The sequence below is a fragment of the Methylocaldum sp. 14B genome, assembly GCF_002005105.1.
Classification (GTDB): domain Bacteria; phylum Pseudomonadota; class Gammaproteobacteria; order Methylococcales; family Methylococcaceae; genus Methylocaldum.
Map to the genome: position 1 here is coordinate 16737 of NZ_MSCV01000011.1, position 17004 is coordinate 33740.

The following is a 17004-nucleotide window of genomic DNA, read 5'->3' on the forward strand; positions in this document are numbered from 1 at the left end:
AGCTCGTGGACTTCGAATCCTTGCTCATGCTGATGACGCAGAAAAAAGCGTCCGACCTCTTCATCACCACCAATAAAGAACCGTGCATGAAGATCGACGGCGTCATTCAGCCGATATCGAACGCCAAGCTGAGCAAAGAGCAGGCGCGGCAGATCGTTATCGGGATCATGAACCAACGCCAGCGCGACGAATTCGAGAATACCAAGGAGTGCAATTTCGCGATTTCAGCGCCCGGCCTAGGTCGCTTCCGCGTCAGCGCCTTCATTCAAAGAGACACCGCCGGAATGGTGTTACGGCGGATCGAAACGAACATTCCGACGGTCGATGATCTGAATCTGCCGCCGATCCTCAATGAATTATCGATGACCAAACGCGGCTTGATCCTGTTCGTCGGTGCGACCGGAACGGGAAAATCCACATCGCTGGCGGCCATCATCAAACATCGGAACGAGCATTCGAGCGGGCATATCATCACGATCGAAGACCCGCTGGAATATGTGCATCCGCATGCCGGCTGCATCGTCACCCAGCGCGAGGTCGGGATCGATACCGAATCCTACGAGGTGGCGCTCAAGAATACGCTGCGGCAGGCACCCGACGTTATTCTGATCGGGGAAATCCGGACCCGCGAGACGATGCAGCATGCCATCACCTTTGCCGAGACGGGCCATCTCTGCCTTAGCACGCTGCACGCCAACAACGCCAATCAGGCGTTGGACCGAATCCTTCACTTTTTTCCTGAAGAGATGCACCCGCAGCTATTCATGGATCTATCCCTCAACCTCCGGGGCATCATCGCTCAACAGCTCATTCGCAGGGCCGATGGCAAGGGACGATATCCGGCGGTGGAAATTCTCTTGAACACCCCGCTCGCTTCAGATCTCATCCGAAAAGGCGAGGTACATAAGCTGAAGGAACTGATGAAACATTCACGGGAACAGGGTATGCAAACCTTCGATCAAGCCTTGTACGATCTGTACAAGGCCGGAAAGATCACGTACGAGGATGCCCTACATGCCGCGGATTCGAAAAACGAAGTCAGACTGATGATCAAGCTGGGCGAGGAAGGCAACCTCGAGAAATATGCGGGCCGGAATGACACCATGTCCATCGCGGACGACAATTGACCTCCTCGTAAAAACTCCACGCCCTTTACCTGCGTTCTGATCAGTACGCGAGACGGATGCGACGCTCGTCCTTCCCCGCTCTACCGCTTCAGGCGGGCCGTCACGTCTCGCAATACGGACTCCACCAACCTCTCGTCCTCGCTGGCATACCGTAGCGCATCCCTCTCACGCCTCAGCCAGGTGAACTGCCGCTTGGCGAATTGGCGGGTGGCGATGATACCGCGCTCGATCATGGTACCGCGGTCGTATTCGCCCTCGAGATAAGCCCAGACCTGTCGATAGCCGACGGCGCGAATGGAGGGCAGATCGGCGTGGAGATCGTCCCGTTCGTGCAAGGCGCGGACTTCGTCGATAAATCCGCCTTCGATCATGGTCAAGAAGCGCTGGCGAATCCGTTCATGCAGGGCCTCGCGGCTTGCCGGTGCGACGATGAGTTTGATCAGATCGAACGGCAAAGGCGGCGATCGGGTCTCGGCGCACAGCACGGACAGCGGAACCCCGGTCGCGTGGTATACCTCCAGGGCCCGCTGGATGCGCTGGGGATCGTTGGGATGAATGCGAAGCGCAGCTTCCGGGTCGATTCGACCGAGTTCCTCGTGCAGTTTCGCCCAGCCGACCCTCGCCGCTTCCTCGTCGATCTGCCGCCGAATCTCGGGATCGGCAGCGGGCAGACTCGAAAGCCCGTAAAACAAGGCGTTGAAGTACAGCATCGTGCCGCCGGCGAGAATCGGCAGCTTGCCGCGGCTTATTATGTCCTGCATCGCCGCGAGCGCCTCGTCCCGAAAACGCCCGGTGGAATAGGATTCGGCTGGATCAAGAATGTCGATCAGATGGTGCGGAATGCCTGCCCTTTCCTCCAAGCTCGGCTTGGCGGTGCCGATGTCCATGCCCCGGTAAACCAGTGCGGAATCGACGCTGATCACTTCTCCGTCCAGCGTCTTGGCCAATTCGATGGCCAGCCGCGTTTTGCCTGAGGCGGTCGGCCCCATCAGGGCGATAGCGGGTGGTAATTCAGTCACTGGCCGCGCATGAACAAGCGGTTCAGATCCTTGAGGCTTAGCTCGACCCAGGTCGGGCGCCCGTGGTTGCACTGGCCGCTGCGCTCCGTCGCTTCCATGTCGCGGAGCAGCGTGTTCATTTCCGGCACGGTCAGCTTGCGGTTGGCCCTGATCGATCCGTGGCAGGCCATGGTCGCCAGAACCTCGTTCATGGACTGCTCGATCCGGACGCTCCGTCCATGCTGGTTGAGATCGGCCAACACATCGCGCACCAGGCGCTCGCCATCCGCATCCGCCAGCAAGGCCGGCACCGCTCGCAACATGAGCGTATCCGGGCCGCTTCGGCGAAGTTCGATGCCCAGGGTTTCGAATACAGCGGACGCCTCCTCCGCCAAGTCGGCTTCGGCTGCGGTAACCTGAATTCGGATAGGCAGCAGCAAGGGCTGCATCGGAACCGATCCCGCGCAGACCTGCTCCTTCAGCTTTTCATAGGTGATGCGTTCGTGGGCGGCGTGAGCGTCCACCACGATCAGCCCGTTGCGGCTCTCGGCCAGAATGAAAGCGCCATGAAGATGCGCCACCGCAAAACCGAGTGGCGGAGTCGTTTGCTCATCTGGCTCCGGTTCCTGCGGCGCTTCCGGCTTAGGAGCCGGAGCGGAATAAAGATCGGCATAACTTTGAATCGCCTCGGCCACTTGCAACGGCAGCGTAGCTTGGCGGTGCGGTTTAGAAAACTCGGGTGCCGAAACTGCACGCGCCGGCCTGTCTTCCGGATGGGGCACCGCCTCGGCCTCGACAGCCCGCGGCTTGATCTCGGCCAAAGCCCGGTGCAACGCGCGAAACAGAAAATCGTGCACCGTCCGGGAATCGCGGAAACGCACTTCGAGTTTGGCGGGATGAGCATTGACATCGACCAACGTCGGGTCCAGCTCCAGATACAGCACGTACACCGGCTGGCGCCCGTGGTAAAGCACGTCCTGATAAGCTTGCTTCACGGCATAGCTCACCAGCTTGTCCCGGACCAAACGCCCGTTGACGTAGAAGAACTGCATGTCGGCCTGGCTGCGGGAGAACGTCGGAAACCCCACCCACCCGGAAAGCCTGAGACCCGCCGCCGAAAACTCCACCGCCAGCGCGTTTTCCAGAAACGCCTCACCGAGCACCAAGGCCAGGCGTCGCTCGATTTCGGCCTGGGTTTCCGCCGGCCGCAAGCTCAATACCGTCCGCTCGTCGTGCTTCAAGGAAAATCCCACTTCAAACCGGCTCAGCGCCATACGCTTGATCAGTGTTTCGATATGGGAGAACTCGGTCTTTTCCGACCGGAGAAACTTCCGGCGCGCCGGCGTGTTGTAGAAGAGATCGCGAACCTCCACCGTCGTGCCTTCGGGATGGGCCGCCGGCTGCACGTCGAAATCGGTTTCCGTCCCGTCCGCGGTGACACGCCAGGCGCAACGCTCGCCGCGTATCCGCGAGGTCAGCGTCAAGCGCGCCACCGAACTGATGCTGGGCAAAGCTTCGCCCCGGAATCCCATGCTGGAGACCCGCTCCAGATCCTCCAGACTGGCGATTTTGCTGGTGGCGTGCCTGGACAGGGCGAGCGGCAATTCCTCTCTATCGATGCCGCAGCCGTCGTCGCGGATGCGCATCATGCGCAATCCGCCCTGTTCCACGTCGATGGCTACCGAGCGCGCGGCGGCGTCAAAGGCATTTTCGACCAATTCTTTCACCACCGAGGCGGGGCGCTCGACCACCTCCCCGGCGGCGATTTGGTTTATGAGTTGCGGAGGGAGAATGCGGATGGGCATGGCAGATGGAATCGGCGATCGAGAAAACGGTTTGGCGGTTAGACAGAACCGCGGGAGCAAGGATTCAATACCTTGCTATTCTCGGGAAAATACAGAAATTATGAAAGACGGGGATAAAGGTGCTTTTGCCGACCTTCGGCGCAAGCGTTCTATTTTCGAATGACCGGCTTCTTGCCGTCGGATTCGGCCACGCTCTCCAGAGCATCGGCCATGCGCAGATCGACCGGAACCATCGGCCGAATTTCGGCGAAATAATTGCGGATGCCGTCGAATATGGCGCGAGCCACCTGATCCTGATGGCTCGAATTGCGCAGATTACGCTCTTCGTCCGGATTGGATATGAACGCCGTCTCCACCAGTATCGAGGGAACGTCCGGCGACTTGAGCACCGCAAAACCGGCTTTTTGCACGTCTCGGTGATGTAGATGGAAATCCTTTCTTAGCTCTCCCAATACCTTTGCGGCCGCGCGGTTGCTGGCGTCTAGCGTGGCGGTTTGCGACAGATCGAGCAGCACCGAGGCCAGCAATTTGTCTTTTCCCCCGAGCTGAACGCCGCCCACCAAAGCGGCGTTTTCCCGGTCCGCCAGCCAGCGCGCCGCTTCGCTGGAAGCGCCGTGATCCGACAGAATGAATACGGAAGACCCCTTTACGTCATTGGCGACGTAGGCGTCCGCGTGCAGGGAAATAAACAAATCCGCCTTCGCCTTGCGGGCGAGTTCCGCCCGTTCGCGCAAATCGACGAACTGATCGCTCTTGCGCACCATGACCGCCCGCATGCCCGGTTCGGCTCGGATCAGCCGTTCGAGCTTGCGGGCGATAGCCAGCACCACGTCTTTTTCATAGGTTCCGTTGGGACCAATCGCCCCGGTATCTTTGCCGCCGTGGCCGGCGTCGATGACGATCACCCGCTCCTTGGCCAGCGCCGGCTTCAGGAAACGGACCGGCCTCGCTTCGCCCGGCGAGCTTCCGGCCTTGGCCGCGACCGGCTTGGGAGCCGCTTTCGGCGCCGCAGCAATCTTAGTCGGTTTTGCCGATTTGACCGGCTCCTTGGAAGCCGCCTTGTCTCCCGCCGGTGCGGCCGAAACCGGGGGCGTCAGTTCGAGCACCAGGCGCGAGCTTCCCTTGAGACGGGTGACGTAAGACTTGTATCCGGCCGGGCGTTTAAGATCGAGCAAAATCCTGGGGCTGTCCTTGGCCTTGCCCGAAACCGGAATGAGCTTCGCGATCAGGGGATGGGACGCCGGGGGTTGTCCGAGTTTTCCGGACAGGGAAATATTTTCGAAGTCGATTTGCAGCTGATTCGGCTTGCTTCCGCGGGAGATTCGGTATTTGGGCGGCGCCGAGAAATCGAAAACCAGCCGTGAACTCTGCGCGGCGGACTCAAGCTTCACCGAGTTCATCTGCACGGGCGCGCCGAAAACCAGCGGCGCGTAGCCGCAAAACGTGAACACCAGCCATGTGATTAGAGTTTTTTTTTCCATGAACGAAGCCGCCATGCGTGAAAGCCCCCGGAAAACATAGTCCGAGCTGCGGAAAACCGCAAGGAAATAGGCTACTCGGCTTGCAGCCTGGCCAATACGGCTACACCGGAGTCGGTGCCGGCCGTTATCTCCGCGATGCGCCCCGTACCCGATATTTCCAGGCGGATCTCGAGATCCGCCTCGGGCAATAGCCCCGCGCCGCGCTCCGGCCATTCGATGAAGCAAACCGCGTTCGGCCGTAGATAGTCCCGGAACCCCATCCACTCCAACTCTTCCGGATCGTTCAGCCGGTACAAATCGAAATGGTAAACGATCCGCTCCTCGATCGGGTATTCTTCGACCAGCGTGAAAGTCGGGCTTTTCACCGGCCCCGAAAAGCCAGCTGCCCGGAGCCAGCCGCGCACGAAGGTGGTTTTGCCGGCGCCGAGGTTTCCGAGCAGGAAGACGAGCCCGTTCGACGACATGGCTCGATAGACGCGCTCGGCGAATGCGAGCGTTTCCGCCTCGTCCCTAAGAGTCACTTTCATAAATTGACGAGCCGGCGCAAAGGATCCATCAAATCGCAGGCCAAGAGTCCCCTTTCGCCGGCCTTCGCCGCCTCGTCGCCCGCCGCGGCATGCAATTGCACGCCCAAGGCCGCCGCCCCGAAAAGATCCAGACGTTGCGCCAGCAATCCCGCGATAACGCCGGTCAGCACGTCGCCCATGCCGCCGCTGGCCATGCCGGGATTGCCGGCGGTACAGACATAGGGCAATCCGTCCGGACCGCAGACCAGGCTGCCGGAACCTTTCAATACGGCTACGCCGCCGAACTTCGCCTGAAGGTCCCGAACGGCGCTGAATCGATCTTTCTGTATGTCCGCGGAAGACGAGTCGAGCAGCCGCGCCGCTTCCCCCGGATGGGGCGTGATGGTCCAGTTGTCCCGTTTGCGGGGGCTTTCCGCCAGAAGATTGAGCGCGTCGGCATCCGCCACGACCGGCAAATCGGTTTCCAACACCGTGCCGAGCAGCGCCTTCGCCCATTCCGAACGGCCCAGGCCAGGCCCGATAGCAACGACCGTGGCCCGCTCCAAGGGTATCCGCAAGTCCTCGGTGGTTTCGACGCCGTGGCACATCAGCTCCGGCCGGGTCAGGTTGAGCGAGTCGGCATGGGACTTCCGCGTGGCGATGCTAATCAACCCCGCTCCAACCCGAGCCGCGGCCTCGGCGGCCATGCGGGCGGCACCGCTGTAACCGCAATCGCCGCCGACCACCAGCACGTGGCCGAAATGGCCCTTATGGGCATAACGCGGACGCGCCGGCAAGCCGCGTTCCCACGGCGGCAGCAGCATGGCCGAAGGTTCGACGGAATATCGCACTTCCGGCGGTGTGCCCAGATCGGCAAAGACGATCTCGCCTGTGTATTCCGGACCTTCGCCGGTAAAGAGCCCCTGCTTGAGACCGATGAACGTCACGGTCAAATCGGCCTTGACGGCAACGCCCAGAGCGGAACCGGTATCGGCATGAAGCCCGGACGGAATATCCAGCGCCATCACCCGACCGGAGAACCGGTTGACGGCCCTGATCACGTCCGCGTAAAGTCCGTCGACCTTCCGATCCAACCCGGTGCCCAAAAGTCCGTCGACCAGCACTTCCGCACCCTCGAAATCGGCCGGGATAAAATCCAATATTTCGCCGCCCGTCGCTCGATAATCCTGGTAAGCCGCCAGGGCATCCCCCTTGAGATTCGCGGGCGGCGAAACCGGATAAACCCGCACGTCCATCCCCGCCTCGTGCGCCAAGCGGGCGACCACATAAGCGTCTCCCCCGTTGTTGCCGCCGCCGCAAATCGCCGACAGCGTGCGCGCTCCCGGCCAGCGTTCGTGCAAAGCGGCAAAGGCCGATGCGCCGGCGCGGCGCATCAACTCGATGCCGGGAATGCCCACCGTTTCGATGGCATAACGGTCCATGGCGCGCACGTCCTCCGCGCGATAAAGATCCTTCGGGAAACTTCGGCTGTATCGTTCGCTCATAACCCAGTAAGCTGTACCCAAACTACGCTCGTTCCGTTTACATTCTGGCTCAAACTCCGCACCGCCTCCACACTTCTGTGACTTCGTCCGCTCGCGATTACTCCGCTCTCGCCGCCAAAATCAAGACCTGGGGCAAAGAACTCGGCTTTCAGCAGGTCGGAATAGCCGATACCGACCTTTCTGCGGCCGAACAGCAGCTTCAAGAATGGATAGACGAGGGATTCCACGGAGAAATGGACTACATGGCGCGGCATGGCACCAAGCGCAGCCGTCCGGAAGAGCTGGTTCCCGGTACGCTCCGGCTCATCAGCGTACGCATGGATTATCTCCCGGAGAATCGAACCACGGTTAGGGAGCGGCTGGACGACCAGACCGCCGCGTTCATCTCCCGCTACGCCCTCGGCCGCGATTACCACAAGGTGCTCCGCAAGCGCTTACAGCAATTGGCCGAGCGCATCGCAGTCGAAATCGGCCCCTTCGGTTATAGGGTCTTCGTCGACAGCGCGCCGGTGCTGGAAAAGGCGCTCGCCGCCAAAGCCGGGCTCGGCTGGATCGGCAAGCACACCAATTTGATCAACCGCAAAGCAGGCTCGATGTTCTTCCTGGGGGAGATTTACACCGATCTCCCCTTGCCCATCGATGCCGAAACGACCAATCACTGCGGGAGCTGCACCGCCTGCATGGAGGTCTGCCCCACCCAAGCGATCGTTGCGCCTTATCGCCTTGACGCCCGGCGCTGCATCTCCTATCTGACCATCGAGTTGCGCGGACCGATTCCCGAAGAATTTCGCACCGCCATCGGCAACCGCATCTACGGCTGTGACGACTGCCAGCTCGTATGCCCGTGGAACCGCTATGCGCGGCTGACCGAGGAAGCGGATTTCATGCCGCGCCACGGTCTCGATACCGCCGGGCTGATCGACCTTTTCCGCTGGGATGAAGCGACGTTTCTACATAAGACCGAAGGCTCTGCCATACGCCGCATCGGTTACGAACGCTGGATCAGGAATATCGCCGTGGCCTTGGGTAACGCTGAAACGTCTACTAAAATCGTCGACGCGTTACGAGCGCGGATAGACGACCCGTTGCCTTTGATCAGGGAGCACGTGCGCTGGGCGCTTGCACGGCACTGCTCCAACGAGCGACAGCCGCACCGTGCGGGAGCCCAAGCGTCTTCTACGTCCTAAAGAAGCTCTGATTAAGAGCGTATCCCAGTAGGCCGTTCGCCCTGAGCCCTTCGACTCGGCTCAGGACAGGCTTGTCGAACGCTCTCCTGAGCCTGCCCTGAGCCTGTCGAAGGGGCATGAACGGAATCCACTTGCTCAGAGCTTCCTTAACGCCGCGTTTTCTTAGTGGCGGGAGCCGATGCTTTGACAAAGGCGGGACCCTTGATGCGAAGCTGGTCGGACAATTGCTTCAGAGTATCGTTGAGCGCGGCGCGGGTCGCCTGACCCAGGGCGCTCGCTGCAAACGCGGATTCCCCGCCCCCGACGCCGAACAAAGAGAAACCGCTGGTGGCGGATTCGGAGGTGAAGGAGCCGTGGGAAGTAATCGTTCCCACCATGCGGCCGCTGCTAGGCTCGACCACTTGCAGGTCCATGCCCACCGCCCCGGTTCGCCGGGCCTTGGTGTTTTCCCAAGTCGGATTGGCGGCAGATACGGCAGCACCGGCGATGCCCGCGGCGGGTGTCCCCGAAACGGCGCCCGCGATGCCGAGCACTGTTCCTGCCCAGCCGAGCGATCCACCTTTGCGCTCGTCGTTGGCTTCGGCAACCTCGTTGAATTCCGTGATCGTACCCTTGATCACGAACGGCCCGACCTCGCCGGGATTCAGCAGCTTTGCGGGATTGCTTTCGTTCTTGCGGTAATGTTCGTAGTCGACGACCACGATGTTCCCTACGTTGCCGAGGGCACTGATTAATTGCGCGGCGACGCCTTGCCCGACGCGATCGCTCATACCTTGATGGTCGGGCGTGTAAGCCCCCGGTGCCGTAGGTGCGGCCCCTCCGAGAATACCCCAGCCGAAGGGTCCCCAGCCGTAGCGGGCCCCGGTCGGAGCCTGTGTCACGCCGCCCCCCGAACCGGTTCCGACACTCAAAGGCTCCACCGTGACGACGTACATGGGTTGAGAACCGTCGAACGGAATCCGCACCACTTCCACCTGCGTCGAAACCGGCGCCACGTGCGTGGCCTGCACCGACGATTTATCCACCGTCGCCGCGCAGCTCACGAGAAATGGAACCGCTGCCCCCACTAACCAAGACTTTAGTTTCATTATTCTTCTCCGGTTATTTTCGTTTGTTGTCGTCCCACGCCGAAAGTCCGGCGTAAACCCACGCCGTTGAAGGTTAGCACACTGCACTACCGCGTCCCAAAGCTGCCGCGCCAAGCCGATGCGGCGGATTCGGCGTTCCGCCCTCCCTCGACATAGCGTAAAATCCGGTGCATTCGTCTCCAACTCGTAAGGAGTTAACGCCCATGAACTTTTTTTTTCGCGTGCTGCTCGCCGCAATCGCTTTGTCCGCCCTGCAAACCGTCCGGGCGGAAGACGAATGGCAGGGCACCACCCTTTCGGACCAGACTCTGGAGAAAGTCAACCTGGCTTTAGTCGCATACCAGACCTGCGTCAACAGCGAAACCCGTGCGCGGGTCGGCGAGCAGGCGGATTCGCGTGCACTCACCGATCGCGTTTTGAAAACGTGCGAAGAGAAGCTGTCGAAGGTCAAGGCGGCGTTCGATAGCGAAAAAGTACCCGGCACGATCTCCGAACGATATATGCGCAGCCGCCGTACTCAGGCCGCACGTCAGGTCCTGCGCACATTGATGGGTGCTCAGGCGGCTCAAGCCGCGACCGGGCAGCCCTAATACGATCGTCCTACCCCGCGCTTAGTTTTCGGCCGGCTGTCCCGCCGATGCCGGCGGCTGTATTTGCCGCACCAACCGCGCCTGCGTCCCAGGGCACCACTCAACGCAAAGAGGATCCGAATGCAATTCGACCCAACTCTCATTCCGACCACGCTCGACGCCGTACACATCGGACTTGCAGCCCTCGTGGTCATTCTGCTGATTCTGCAGATCCTTCTGCTGTCCGTAGCCGTCATCGCTTTGATGCGCCGTGGGCGGCGGGCAGCCGAACCAGTCGTTGCGCCGGTCCCCGCCGGACCGGCCCCCGTTCCGGTCAGGGAGGCACCCAAACCCTTGGAAGTCGTCAAACCGGAACGGCCGGAGCCGGTGGTTGTCAAAGAAGCCACACCGGATGCGGCCCTACAGCTTCTCGGACTTTTGCAGAAAGAAGCCCGTTTTATCGACTTCGTTCAGGAGAACGTCGGCGCCTATTCCGACGCCGAGATCGGCGCGGCGGCTCGAGTCGTACACGAGGGATGCCGCAAAGTATTGAGCCAGCATTTCGAGCTTGAACCGGTGCGCAAAGAGCAGGAGAACTCCCGCGTTACTCTGCCCAAAGGCTTCGACGCTTCAAGCGTAAGGCCCACGGGCAACATCGTCGGCGATCCGCCGTTCACCGGCACATTGATACACCGCGGCTGGCGCGCTACGGCCGTCAGACTGCCCAAGATCGCCGAAGGACATGACGTACGCATCATCGCCCAAGCAGAGGTGGAATTGTGAGCGAAACCCAGTATTCCGTCGGCATCGACCTCGGCACGACCAACAGCGTCGTGTCCTATGTCGATCTCAGCCAGTGCGACGGCGAAAAAGCGCCGATCGAGGTTTTGGATATCCCGCAATTGACGTCGCCCGGTACGGTCGGCGAAAAAAGGCAGTTGCCTTCGTTTCTTTACCAGGCTCACGAGGCCGAGCTCGCACCGAGCGACATCGTGTTGCCCTGGAACGAACATCCGGAAGCCATCGTCGGTGACCTGGCAAGGCAACTCGGCGGCAAAACGCCCATCCGGCTGGTAAGCAGCGCCAAGAGCTGGCTATCTCACAGCGGCGTCGATTGCCGCGCGCCAATTCTGCCCGTTCAGTCACCGGAGGAAGTAAAGCGCGTTTCGCCTCTTCAAGCGTCGATCGAATATCTCCGCCACATGCGTGACGCATGGAACGACCGCTATCCCGACGCGCCCCTGAGCGAGCAGGAACTGGTGATCACCGTACCGGCGTCCTTTGATCCGGCGGCTCGGGAACTGACCGTGGAAGCCGCCCACGCCGTGGGCCTGCGCCAGGCCATTCTGCTCGAGGAGCCGCAGTCGGCGCTGTACAGCTGGATTCAGACCAGCGAAGGAAAATGGCGCGAGCAGGTCAAGCCGGGCGACATCATTCTCGTCGTGGACGTAGGCGGCGGTACCACCGATTTGTCGCTGATCGCCGTGACCGAGGAGGAAGGCAATCTGATCCTCAACCGCGTCGCCATCGGCGATCACATTCTCCTCGGCGGGGACAACATGGACCTCGCCTTGGCTTATGTCTTGAAAATGAAGCTCGAAGCCGAGGGCAAACGGCTGGAACCTTGGCAGATCCAGGCACTCATGCACGGCTGCCGGGACGCCAAGGAATCCTTGCTGTCCGACTCGGATACCGACGAAGTCGCCGTCGTCGTCCCCAGCCGCGGTTCGTCGCTCATCGGCGGCACGCTGCGTACCAGCCTGACCCGCGACGAGGTCGGACGTACCCTGGTCGAAGGCTTCTTTCCGAAGGTGCAAATCACAGACCGTCCTGCCGTTCAGGCTCGCACCGGTCTGACCACCCTGGGCCTTCCGTATGCCAAGGACGCACGGATCACCTGTCATCTCGCCGCCTTCCTGAGCCGACAGATCGGCGCGACCGGCGAATTGCAGGGATTCAACCTCCCTGCCGATGCCCAGTTCCTGCATCCGACCGCGCTGCTCCTCAACGGGGGTGTATTCAAGTCCGAGGCGCTCGAAAAGCGCTTGCTCGATGTACTCAATAGCTGGCTTCAGGCCGACGACGCACCGCATGCCCGACTGCTGCACGGCGCCGACCTGGATCTAGCCGTGGCCCGTGGTGCCGCTTATTACGGCTATGTCCGCAAAGGTCGTGGGGTCCGCATCCGCGGCGGCACCGGTGCTGCCTATTACGTGGGCGTCGAGAGCGCCATGCCCGCCGTACCGGGCTTCGCCCCGCCGATCGAGGCCCTGTGCATCGCGCCTTTCGGCATGGAGGAAGGTACCGAGGCGGATCTGCCGCCTTACGAGTTCGGATTGGTCGTGGGCGAGCCAGTGCGCTTCCGTTTCTTCGCGTCCAACGTCCGCCGCGACGACGTGGTCGGCACGCGCCTCGACTACTGGTCGGAAGACGAAATGGAAGAACTGGACGAAATCGAGGTCACCTTGCCGGCAGAAGAGTACCAGGCGGGCGATGTGGTCCCGGTTCATTTGGCCGCCAGGGTCACCGAAGTGGGCACGCTGCAACTGGAAGCGGTCGCTAAGGACGGCGACAAACGCTGGAACGTCGAATTCGATGTCCGTGCAGGCGAAAAGCCCTTGCCGTCGGATGAAAATGTCGCACCGGAGGAACCGATCTTAGGCAATCTCTCCGAGCGGGCGACCGAAACCGCATCCGACGAAGCAGCTTCGGAAGCACCTGGCGACGACGCTTCGGCCAAAAAAAGTTTTTGGTCTTTCAATAAATAATCCTGCAAACCGCAGGGGCAATGCCCCTGCGGCCATCCTCACCCATGCCCGCATCATCAAGCCAGACGCCTCGCTATCTTGTCGGCATCGATCTCGGCACGACCCACACCGTGGTCGCCCATGCAGACCTCACCAAAGGTACTCCGGCCGAAATCGAGCTTTTTCAAATCGACCAATTGGTTGCGCCGGGCGAAGTGGCGGCTGAACCGCTGCTGCCGTCTGTTCGCTATCACGCATCGCCGGACGAACTGACCGTAGCGGACGTGCGATTGCCCTGGCCTTCTTCGGAGCCGGAGTCGGCTTATCGTCCGATCATCGGCAAGCTGGCGCGGATCTTGGGCTCGAAAAGCCAGGGACGTTTCGTGACCAGTGCCAAGAGCTGGCTGTCCCATGCCGCCGCGGACCGGACCGCCGCTATCCTCCCCTGGGGCGCGCCGGAGGAGATTCCGAAAATCTCTCCGGTCGAAGCCAGCGCGAGCTACCTCCGCCACGTGCGTTCGGCCTGGAATCATCACCATCCCGAGGCGCCACTGGAAGAGCAGGAGATCGTGGTGACCGTACCGGCCTCATTCGACGAGGCCGCACGCACTCTAACGCTCGAAGCCACCCGGCTGGCCGGATTCGCGACAGTGCGCCTGCTCGAAGAGCCGCAAGCGGTCTGTTACGACTGGCTCTGGAACCACCGCCAGTCCTTACGTCAGCAGCTCGGCGGCGTGCGCTTGCTGCTGGTCTGCGACGTCGGCGGCGGCACCACGGACCTGACCTTGATCAAGGTCGAGCCAGGCGAGGACGAACCCAAGCTCACCCGTATCGCCGTCGGCAATCATCTGATGCTGGGCGGGGATAACATCGATCTCACCTTGGCTCATCTTGCGGAACGCCGCCTGGTGGGCGAGGATCGAAAGCTGTCTGCGGCCGAGCTTTCCCAACTGGTCGAACAATGCCGGTTAGCCAAGGAACGGCTGCTGGCTCCCGATGCGCCGGAAGCCGCGACCGTAACACTACTCGGCACGGGAGCCCGGCTCATCGGAGGCGCGCGCTCGGTCGAGCTGACCCGAAGCGAGGTCCATGGCATCGCTCTCGACGGTTTTTTCCCGATGGTGAGCCTCGCCGATCATCCCGACCGAAAACGCAGCGGCGTCGTCGAATTCGGCCTGCCCTACGCCGCCGATCCCGCGATCAGCAAGCATCTGGCTGCTTTTCTGATTCACCACTTCGAAACTGCGCGAGAGGCCCTCGGATCGGACTCCGCCGACCCCATTCCCGATGCCGTTCTTCTCAACGGTGGCGTGTTCCGCAGCTCGACCATAGCCCAGCGTCTCGTAGAACTTGTGACGTTCTGGGGAAAACAACGCCCCGTCCTGCTCAAAAACGACCGTCCCGATCTGGCAGTAGCCTACGGCGCGGTAGCCTACGGACTCGCGCGGCGCGGCCATGCCGTTCAGCGCATAGGCGGCGGCTCGGCGCGCAGCTATTTTCTGGTGGTAGAAACCGGCCGGGACGAGATCCCCAAGGGTATCTGCATTCTGCCGCGGGGGACCGACGAGGGCCGGGAGATCGTGTTGACCGACCGCACCTTCCTGCTCAGGCTAGGACAACCGGTGCGTTTCAACCTGGCCTCAACCAGCGAGGACCGGCGTTTCCAGCCGGGAGACCTTGCCGAAATCGACGGAGACCGTTTCGTTCACTTGCCGCCCCTCGCTGCTGTCTTGGAGCGGGAAAGCGCACAAGGGCGAACGGAGCAAGCCGTGCAGATCGCCGCATCCCTAACCGAGGTCGGCACTCTCGATTTGCACTGCGTAGCAGCCGACGATCCCGACCGGCGATGGAGGATCGAGTTCCAATTGCGGCAGGCCGTCCCGCAGACGGTTTTGCCCGAAGCCCGGCACTACCCGCGCCTCGATGAAGCCGTCGAGAAAGTCCGCCTGGTGTTTGGGAAAAAAGCGAAAGCGGCCGACACCAAGCTGGTCAAAGGATTGCGCGGCGAACTTGAAAAGATTCTCGGACCGCGAGCGGATTGGGACACCGCCTTATTACGCGATTTGTTCGGCGCCCTGCTGGAAGGCCTGCCTCATCGGCGGCGATCGGCCGAGCACGAGCGCCTGTGGTTCAGCCTGACCGGATATTGCCTCCGTCCCGGATTCGGCTATCCCTTGGACGATTGGCGGGTTGAACAGGTCTTCGCGATTTACGGGCAAGGTCTGCAATTCGTCAACGAAATCCAGAACTGGACTGAATGGTGGACGTTCTGGCGCCGCCTGGCTGGCGGCTTGAACGAAAAGGCGCAGCTTTCGATATTCAAGGATGTGGCCGACTTCATCAATCCGGAAACCGCCAAGCGCGGCAATCTCCCTGCCCTCGCCAAAAAGCGCAGCTATGAGGACATGGTGAGACTTGCGGCCGTACTGGAACGGCTCCCCGTATCCCAAAAGGCCGAATTGGGAAGCTGGCTTCTCCAGCGCCTGTCCAAGCCCAGCGAACCCGCCGAAAGCTGGTGGGCGCTAGGCCGCGTCGGTGCTCGCGTACCGTTCCACGGCAGCGTGCATAACGTGGTTTCCCGCGTCACGGCCGGGGAATGGCTGGCCCAGATCCTGAGCCGCGACTTCAAAAAAGAGCCGCATGCCGGCTTCGCCGCCGCTCTCATCGCGAGACTCAGCGGTGACCGGGAGCGTGACATCGATCCGGCGCTGAGGCAACGCGTCATCGAGCGGCTGAGAGTCGGCAAAGCGCCGGACTCCTGGATTGGCATGGTGTCCGAAGTAAAAGAACTTTCCGAAGCCGACGAAAAACGCATCTTCGGCGAGGCATTGCCCCCCGGCCTGAAGCTGATTGCCTGATGCGGCGAAGTCCGTAGGATGCGCTGAACGAAGGGAAGCGCATCGTTAGCGATAAGCTGCCGGAGCCATAAAGCCGCCCATTCCCATTCAGCTTCCGTTCAGGAACAGAAGACTATCTTCATCCTGCCGGCAAATCTCACGGGTTTGAATCCGGCGCCAGTTTCGAGTTTTTGAACGGGGGATCAAGTCATGAGACCGCTGAATAAAATCATAGCCCTAAGCACAATCGCCTTACTCGCCTTTGCATCGGGCGCGCGCGCCGACCGCGACCATTGGGGCCACGGCCATCATCGCGGCCACCACGATCATGGGTATCGTCACCATGGTCACTACGATCATGGACATCATCACCACGGCCATGATCATCACCGCCCGAGAGTGATTCACCATTACTACGAGCCTGCGCCACGTTATTACCGGCCGCCGCGCGTGGTACATCGCCATATTCACCATTACCAGCCGCCGCGAGTCGTCTATCACGACGATTACCCTTCCTATTACGGCCGTAGCAGCGGTTTGTCCGGAGCCATACCGATCGTCGCGGGTGGCGTCCTCGGCGGCATGGTTGGAGAACAAGTCGGCTACGGCAATCATGGCGCCATCATCGCCGGCTCGGTAGCCGGAGCCGTCTTGGGACACGAGATCGGCCACTGATCCAGGAACATCATTGACCCGTGGCTTGGTAGAGCCCGTTGTCGGTCTGGAAACGACAGTGTTATTCTGCGCTCACCTCAGTGCCGGGCGGCATTTTGCGGCCCGGCTCATACTTCGGAAACGCCCTAGTCGCATCGAGCCGCGTGATAAACAAACGCTTTTTGTCCTTCACCCTGGGCTGTTCGCTGCTGATGGCATTTCCGTCCTATTCACAGCCGCCGTTCGGTCCGGAGGGTTTGATGACGCCGTTCATCGCGCGCCAGCCTCAGTTCGGGCCCGGCATAAGCCTAGACGAGGCTGTTCAGCGCATCCGGCGTGAAACCGGCGGTCGCATACTGGCTGCCGATACCATCAGAAATAACGGCACGATCACTTATCGCATCAAAGTGCTCATGCCGGACGGCCGCGTGCGCGTCTTCCATGTCGACGCCAACCGATGAGACACCAAAGGCGCCAGTCCGGAATGATCGCTGCGGTTG

The 17004-nt window shown here is 61.2% G+C and carries 15 protein-coding genes; 9 read left to right on the forward strand and 6 right to left on the reverse strand.

Features of this window, described 5'->3' with window-relative positions:
* Positions 1-5: 5 nt before the first annotated feature.
* Positions 6-1127 carry a PilT/PilU family type 4a pilus ATPase gene (locus tag B2A78_RS09825; protein ID WP_077729824.1) on the forward strand — a complete coding sequence of 374 codons (1122 nt, stop codon included), beginning with the start codon at positions 6-8 and terminating at the stop codon, positions 1125-1127.
* Between the two features lie 80 nt (positions 1128-1207).
* On the opposite strand, the gene miaA is transcribed toward B2A78_RS09825, so the two are convergent.
* Both miaA and mutL read right to left on the reverse strand, forming a co-directional pair.
* Positions 1208-2116, reverse strand: coding sequence for a tRNA (adenosine(37)-N6)-dimethylallyltransferase MiaA (gene miaA / locus B2A78_RS09830; protein WP_240502473.1), 909 nt, complete (start codon positions 2114-2116; stop codon positions 1208-1210).
* 26 nt (positions 2117-2142) lie between these two features.
* The gene (mutL, locus tag B2A78_RS09835) at positions 2143-3930 is read right to left on the reverse strand and encodes a DNA mismatch repair endonuclease MutL (protein WP_077729826.1); all 1788 of its coding nucleotides are present in this window, start codon (positions 3928-3930) and stop codon (positions 2143-2145) included.
* On the opposite strand from mutL, the gene B2A78_RS26025 reads away from it, so the two are divergent.
* A complete protein-coding gene (locus B2A78_RS26025; protein ID WP_168175385.1) occupies positions 3923-4093 on the forward strand; it encodes a hypothetical protein in 171 nt (56 codons plus the stop codon). The two genes, mutL and B2A78_RS26025, sit on opposite strands and share 8 nt — an antisense overlap.
* Here B2A78_RS26025 and B2A78_RS09840 read toward each other — a convergent pair.
* From B2A78_RS09840 to B2A78_RS09850, 3 genes are all read right to left on the reverse strand, one after another.
* On the reverse strand, positions 4080-5411 hold the full coding sequence (locus tag B2A78_RS09840) for an N-acetylmuramoyl-L-alanine amidase (RefSeq protein ID WP_077729941.1): 1332 nt from the start codon (positions 5409-5411) through the stop codon (positions 4080-4082). The genes B2A78_RS26025 and B2A78_RS09840 overlap by 14 nt on opposite strands.
* Positions 5412-5482: 71 nt before the next feature.
* Entirely contained in the window at positions 5483-5938 is a 456-nt protein-coding gene (tsaE, locus tag B2A78_RS09845; RefSeq protein WP_077729827.1) for a tRNA (adenosine(37)-N6)-threonylcarbamoyltransferase complex ATPase subunit type 1 TsaE, read from the reverse strand.
* Complete coding sequence (locus B2A78_RS09850; protein ID WP_077729828.1) at positions 5935-7422, reverse strand: bifunctional ADP-dependent NAD(P)H-hydrate dehydratase/NAD(P)H-hydrate epimerase; 1488 nt, start codon at positions 7420-7422, stop codon at positions 5935-5937. Before B2A78_RS09850 ends, tsaE begins: the two co-directional genes overlap by 4 nt.
* 77 nt (positions 7423-7499) lie before the next feature.
* On the opposite strand from B2A78_RS09850, the gene queG reads away from it, so the two are divergent.
* Positions 7500-8609 (forward strand): tRNA epoxyqueuosine(34) reductase QueG, encoded by a 1110-nt coding sequence (queG, locus tag B2A78_RS09855; RefSeq protein ID WP_077729829.1) that lies wholly within the window; start codon positions 7500-7502, stop codon positions 8607-8609.
* Positions 8610-8755: 146 nt separating this feature from the next.
* Here queG and B2A78_RS09860 read toward each other — a convergent pair whose 3' ends face one another.
* Complete coding sequence (locus tag B2A78_RS09860; RefSeq protein ID WP_077729830.1) at positions 8756-9697, reverse strand: hypothetical protein; 942 nt, start codon at positions 9695-9697, stop codon at positions 8756-8758.
* Positions 9698-9900: 203 nt separating this feature from the next.
* Between B2A78_RS09860 and B2A78_RS09865 the strand changes: the two genes are divergently transcribed.
* The 6 genes from B2A78_RS09865 (at position 9901) to B2A78_RS09890 (ending at position 16965) form a co-directional block, all read left to right on the forward strand.
* Entirely contained in the window at positions 9901-10287 is a 387-nt protein-coding gene (locus tag B2A78_RS09865; RefSeq protein ID WP_077729831.1) for a hypothetical protein, read from the forward strand.
* Positions 10288-10407: 120 nt separating this feature from the next.
* Positions 10408-11049: a DUF2760 domain-containing protein gene (locus B2A78_RS09870; RefSeq protein WP_077729832.1), complete on the forward strand. Its 642-nt coding sequence runs from the start codon at positions 10408-10410 to the stop codon at positions 11047-11049.
* Positions 11046-13034 carry an Hsp70 family protein gene (locus B2A78_RS09875; protein ID WP_077729833.1) on the forward strand — a complete coding sequence of 663 codons (1989 nt, stop codon included), beginning with the start codon at positions 11046-11048 and terminating at the stop codon, positions 13032-13034. The genes B2A78_RS09870 and B2A78_RS09875 overlap by 4 nt, the downstream gene beginning before the upstream one ends.
* Positions 13035-13078: 44 nt before the next feature.
* Entirely contained in the window at positions 13079-15871 is a 2793-nt protein-coding gene (locus tag B2A78_RS09880; protein WP_077729834.1) for an Hsp70 family protein, read from the forward strand.
* 189 nt (positions 15872-16060) lie between these two features.
* Positions 16061-16525 carry a hypothetical protein gene (locus B2A78_RS09885; RefSeq protein WP_086135050.1) on the forward strand — a complete coding sequence of 155 codons (465 nt, stop codon included), beginning with the start codon at positions 16061-16063 and terminating at the stop codon, positions 16523-16525.
* 143 nt (positions 16526-16668) lie between these two features.
* On the forward strand, positions 16669-16965 hold the full coding sequence (locus B2A78_RS09890) for a PepSY domain-containing protein (protein WP_133718289.1): 297 nt from the start codon (positions 16669-16671) through the stop codon (positions 16963-16965).
* The last annotated feature ends 39 nt before the right edge of the window (positions 16966-17004 follow it).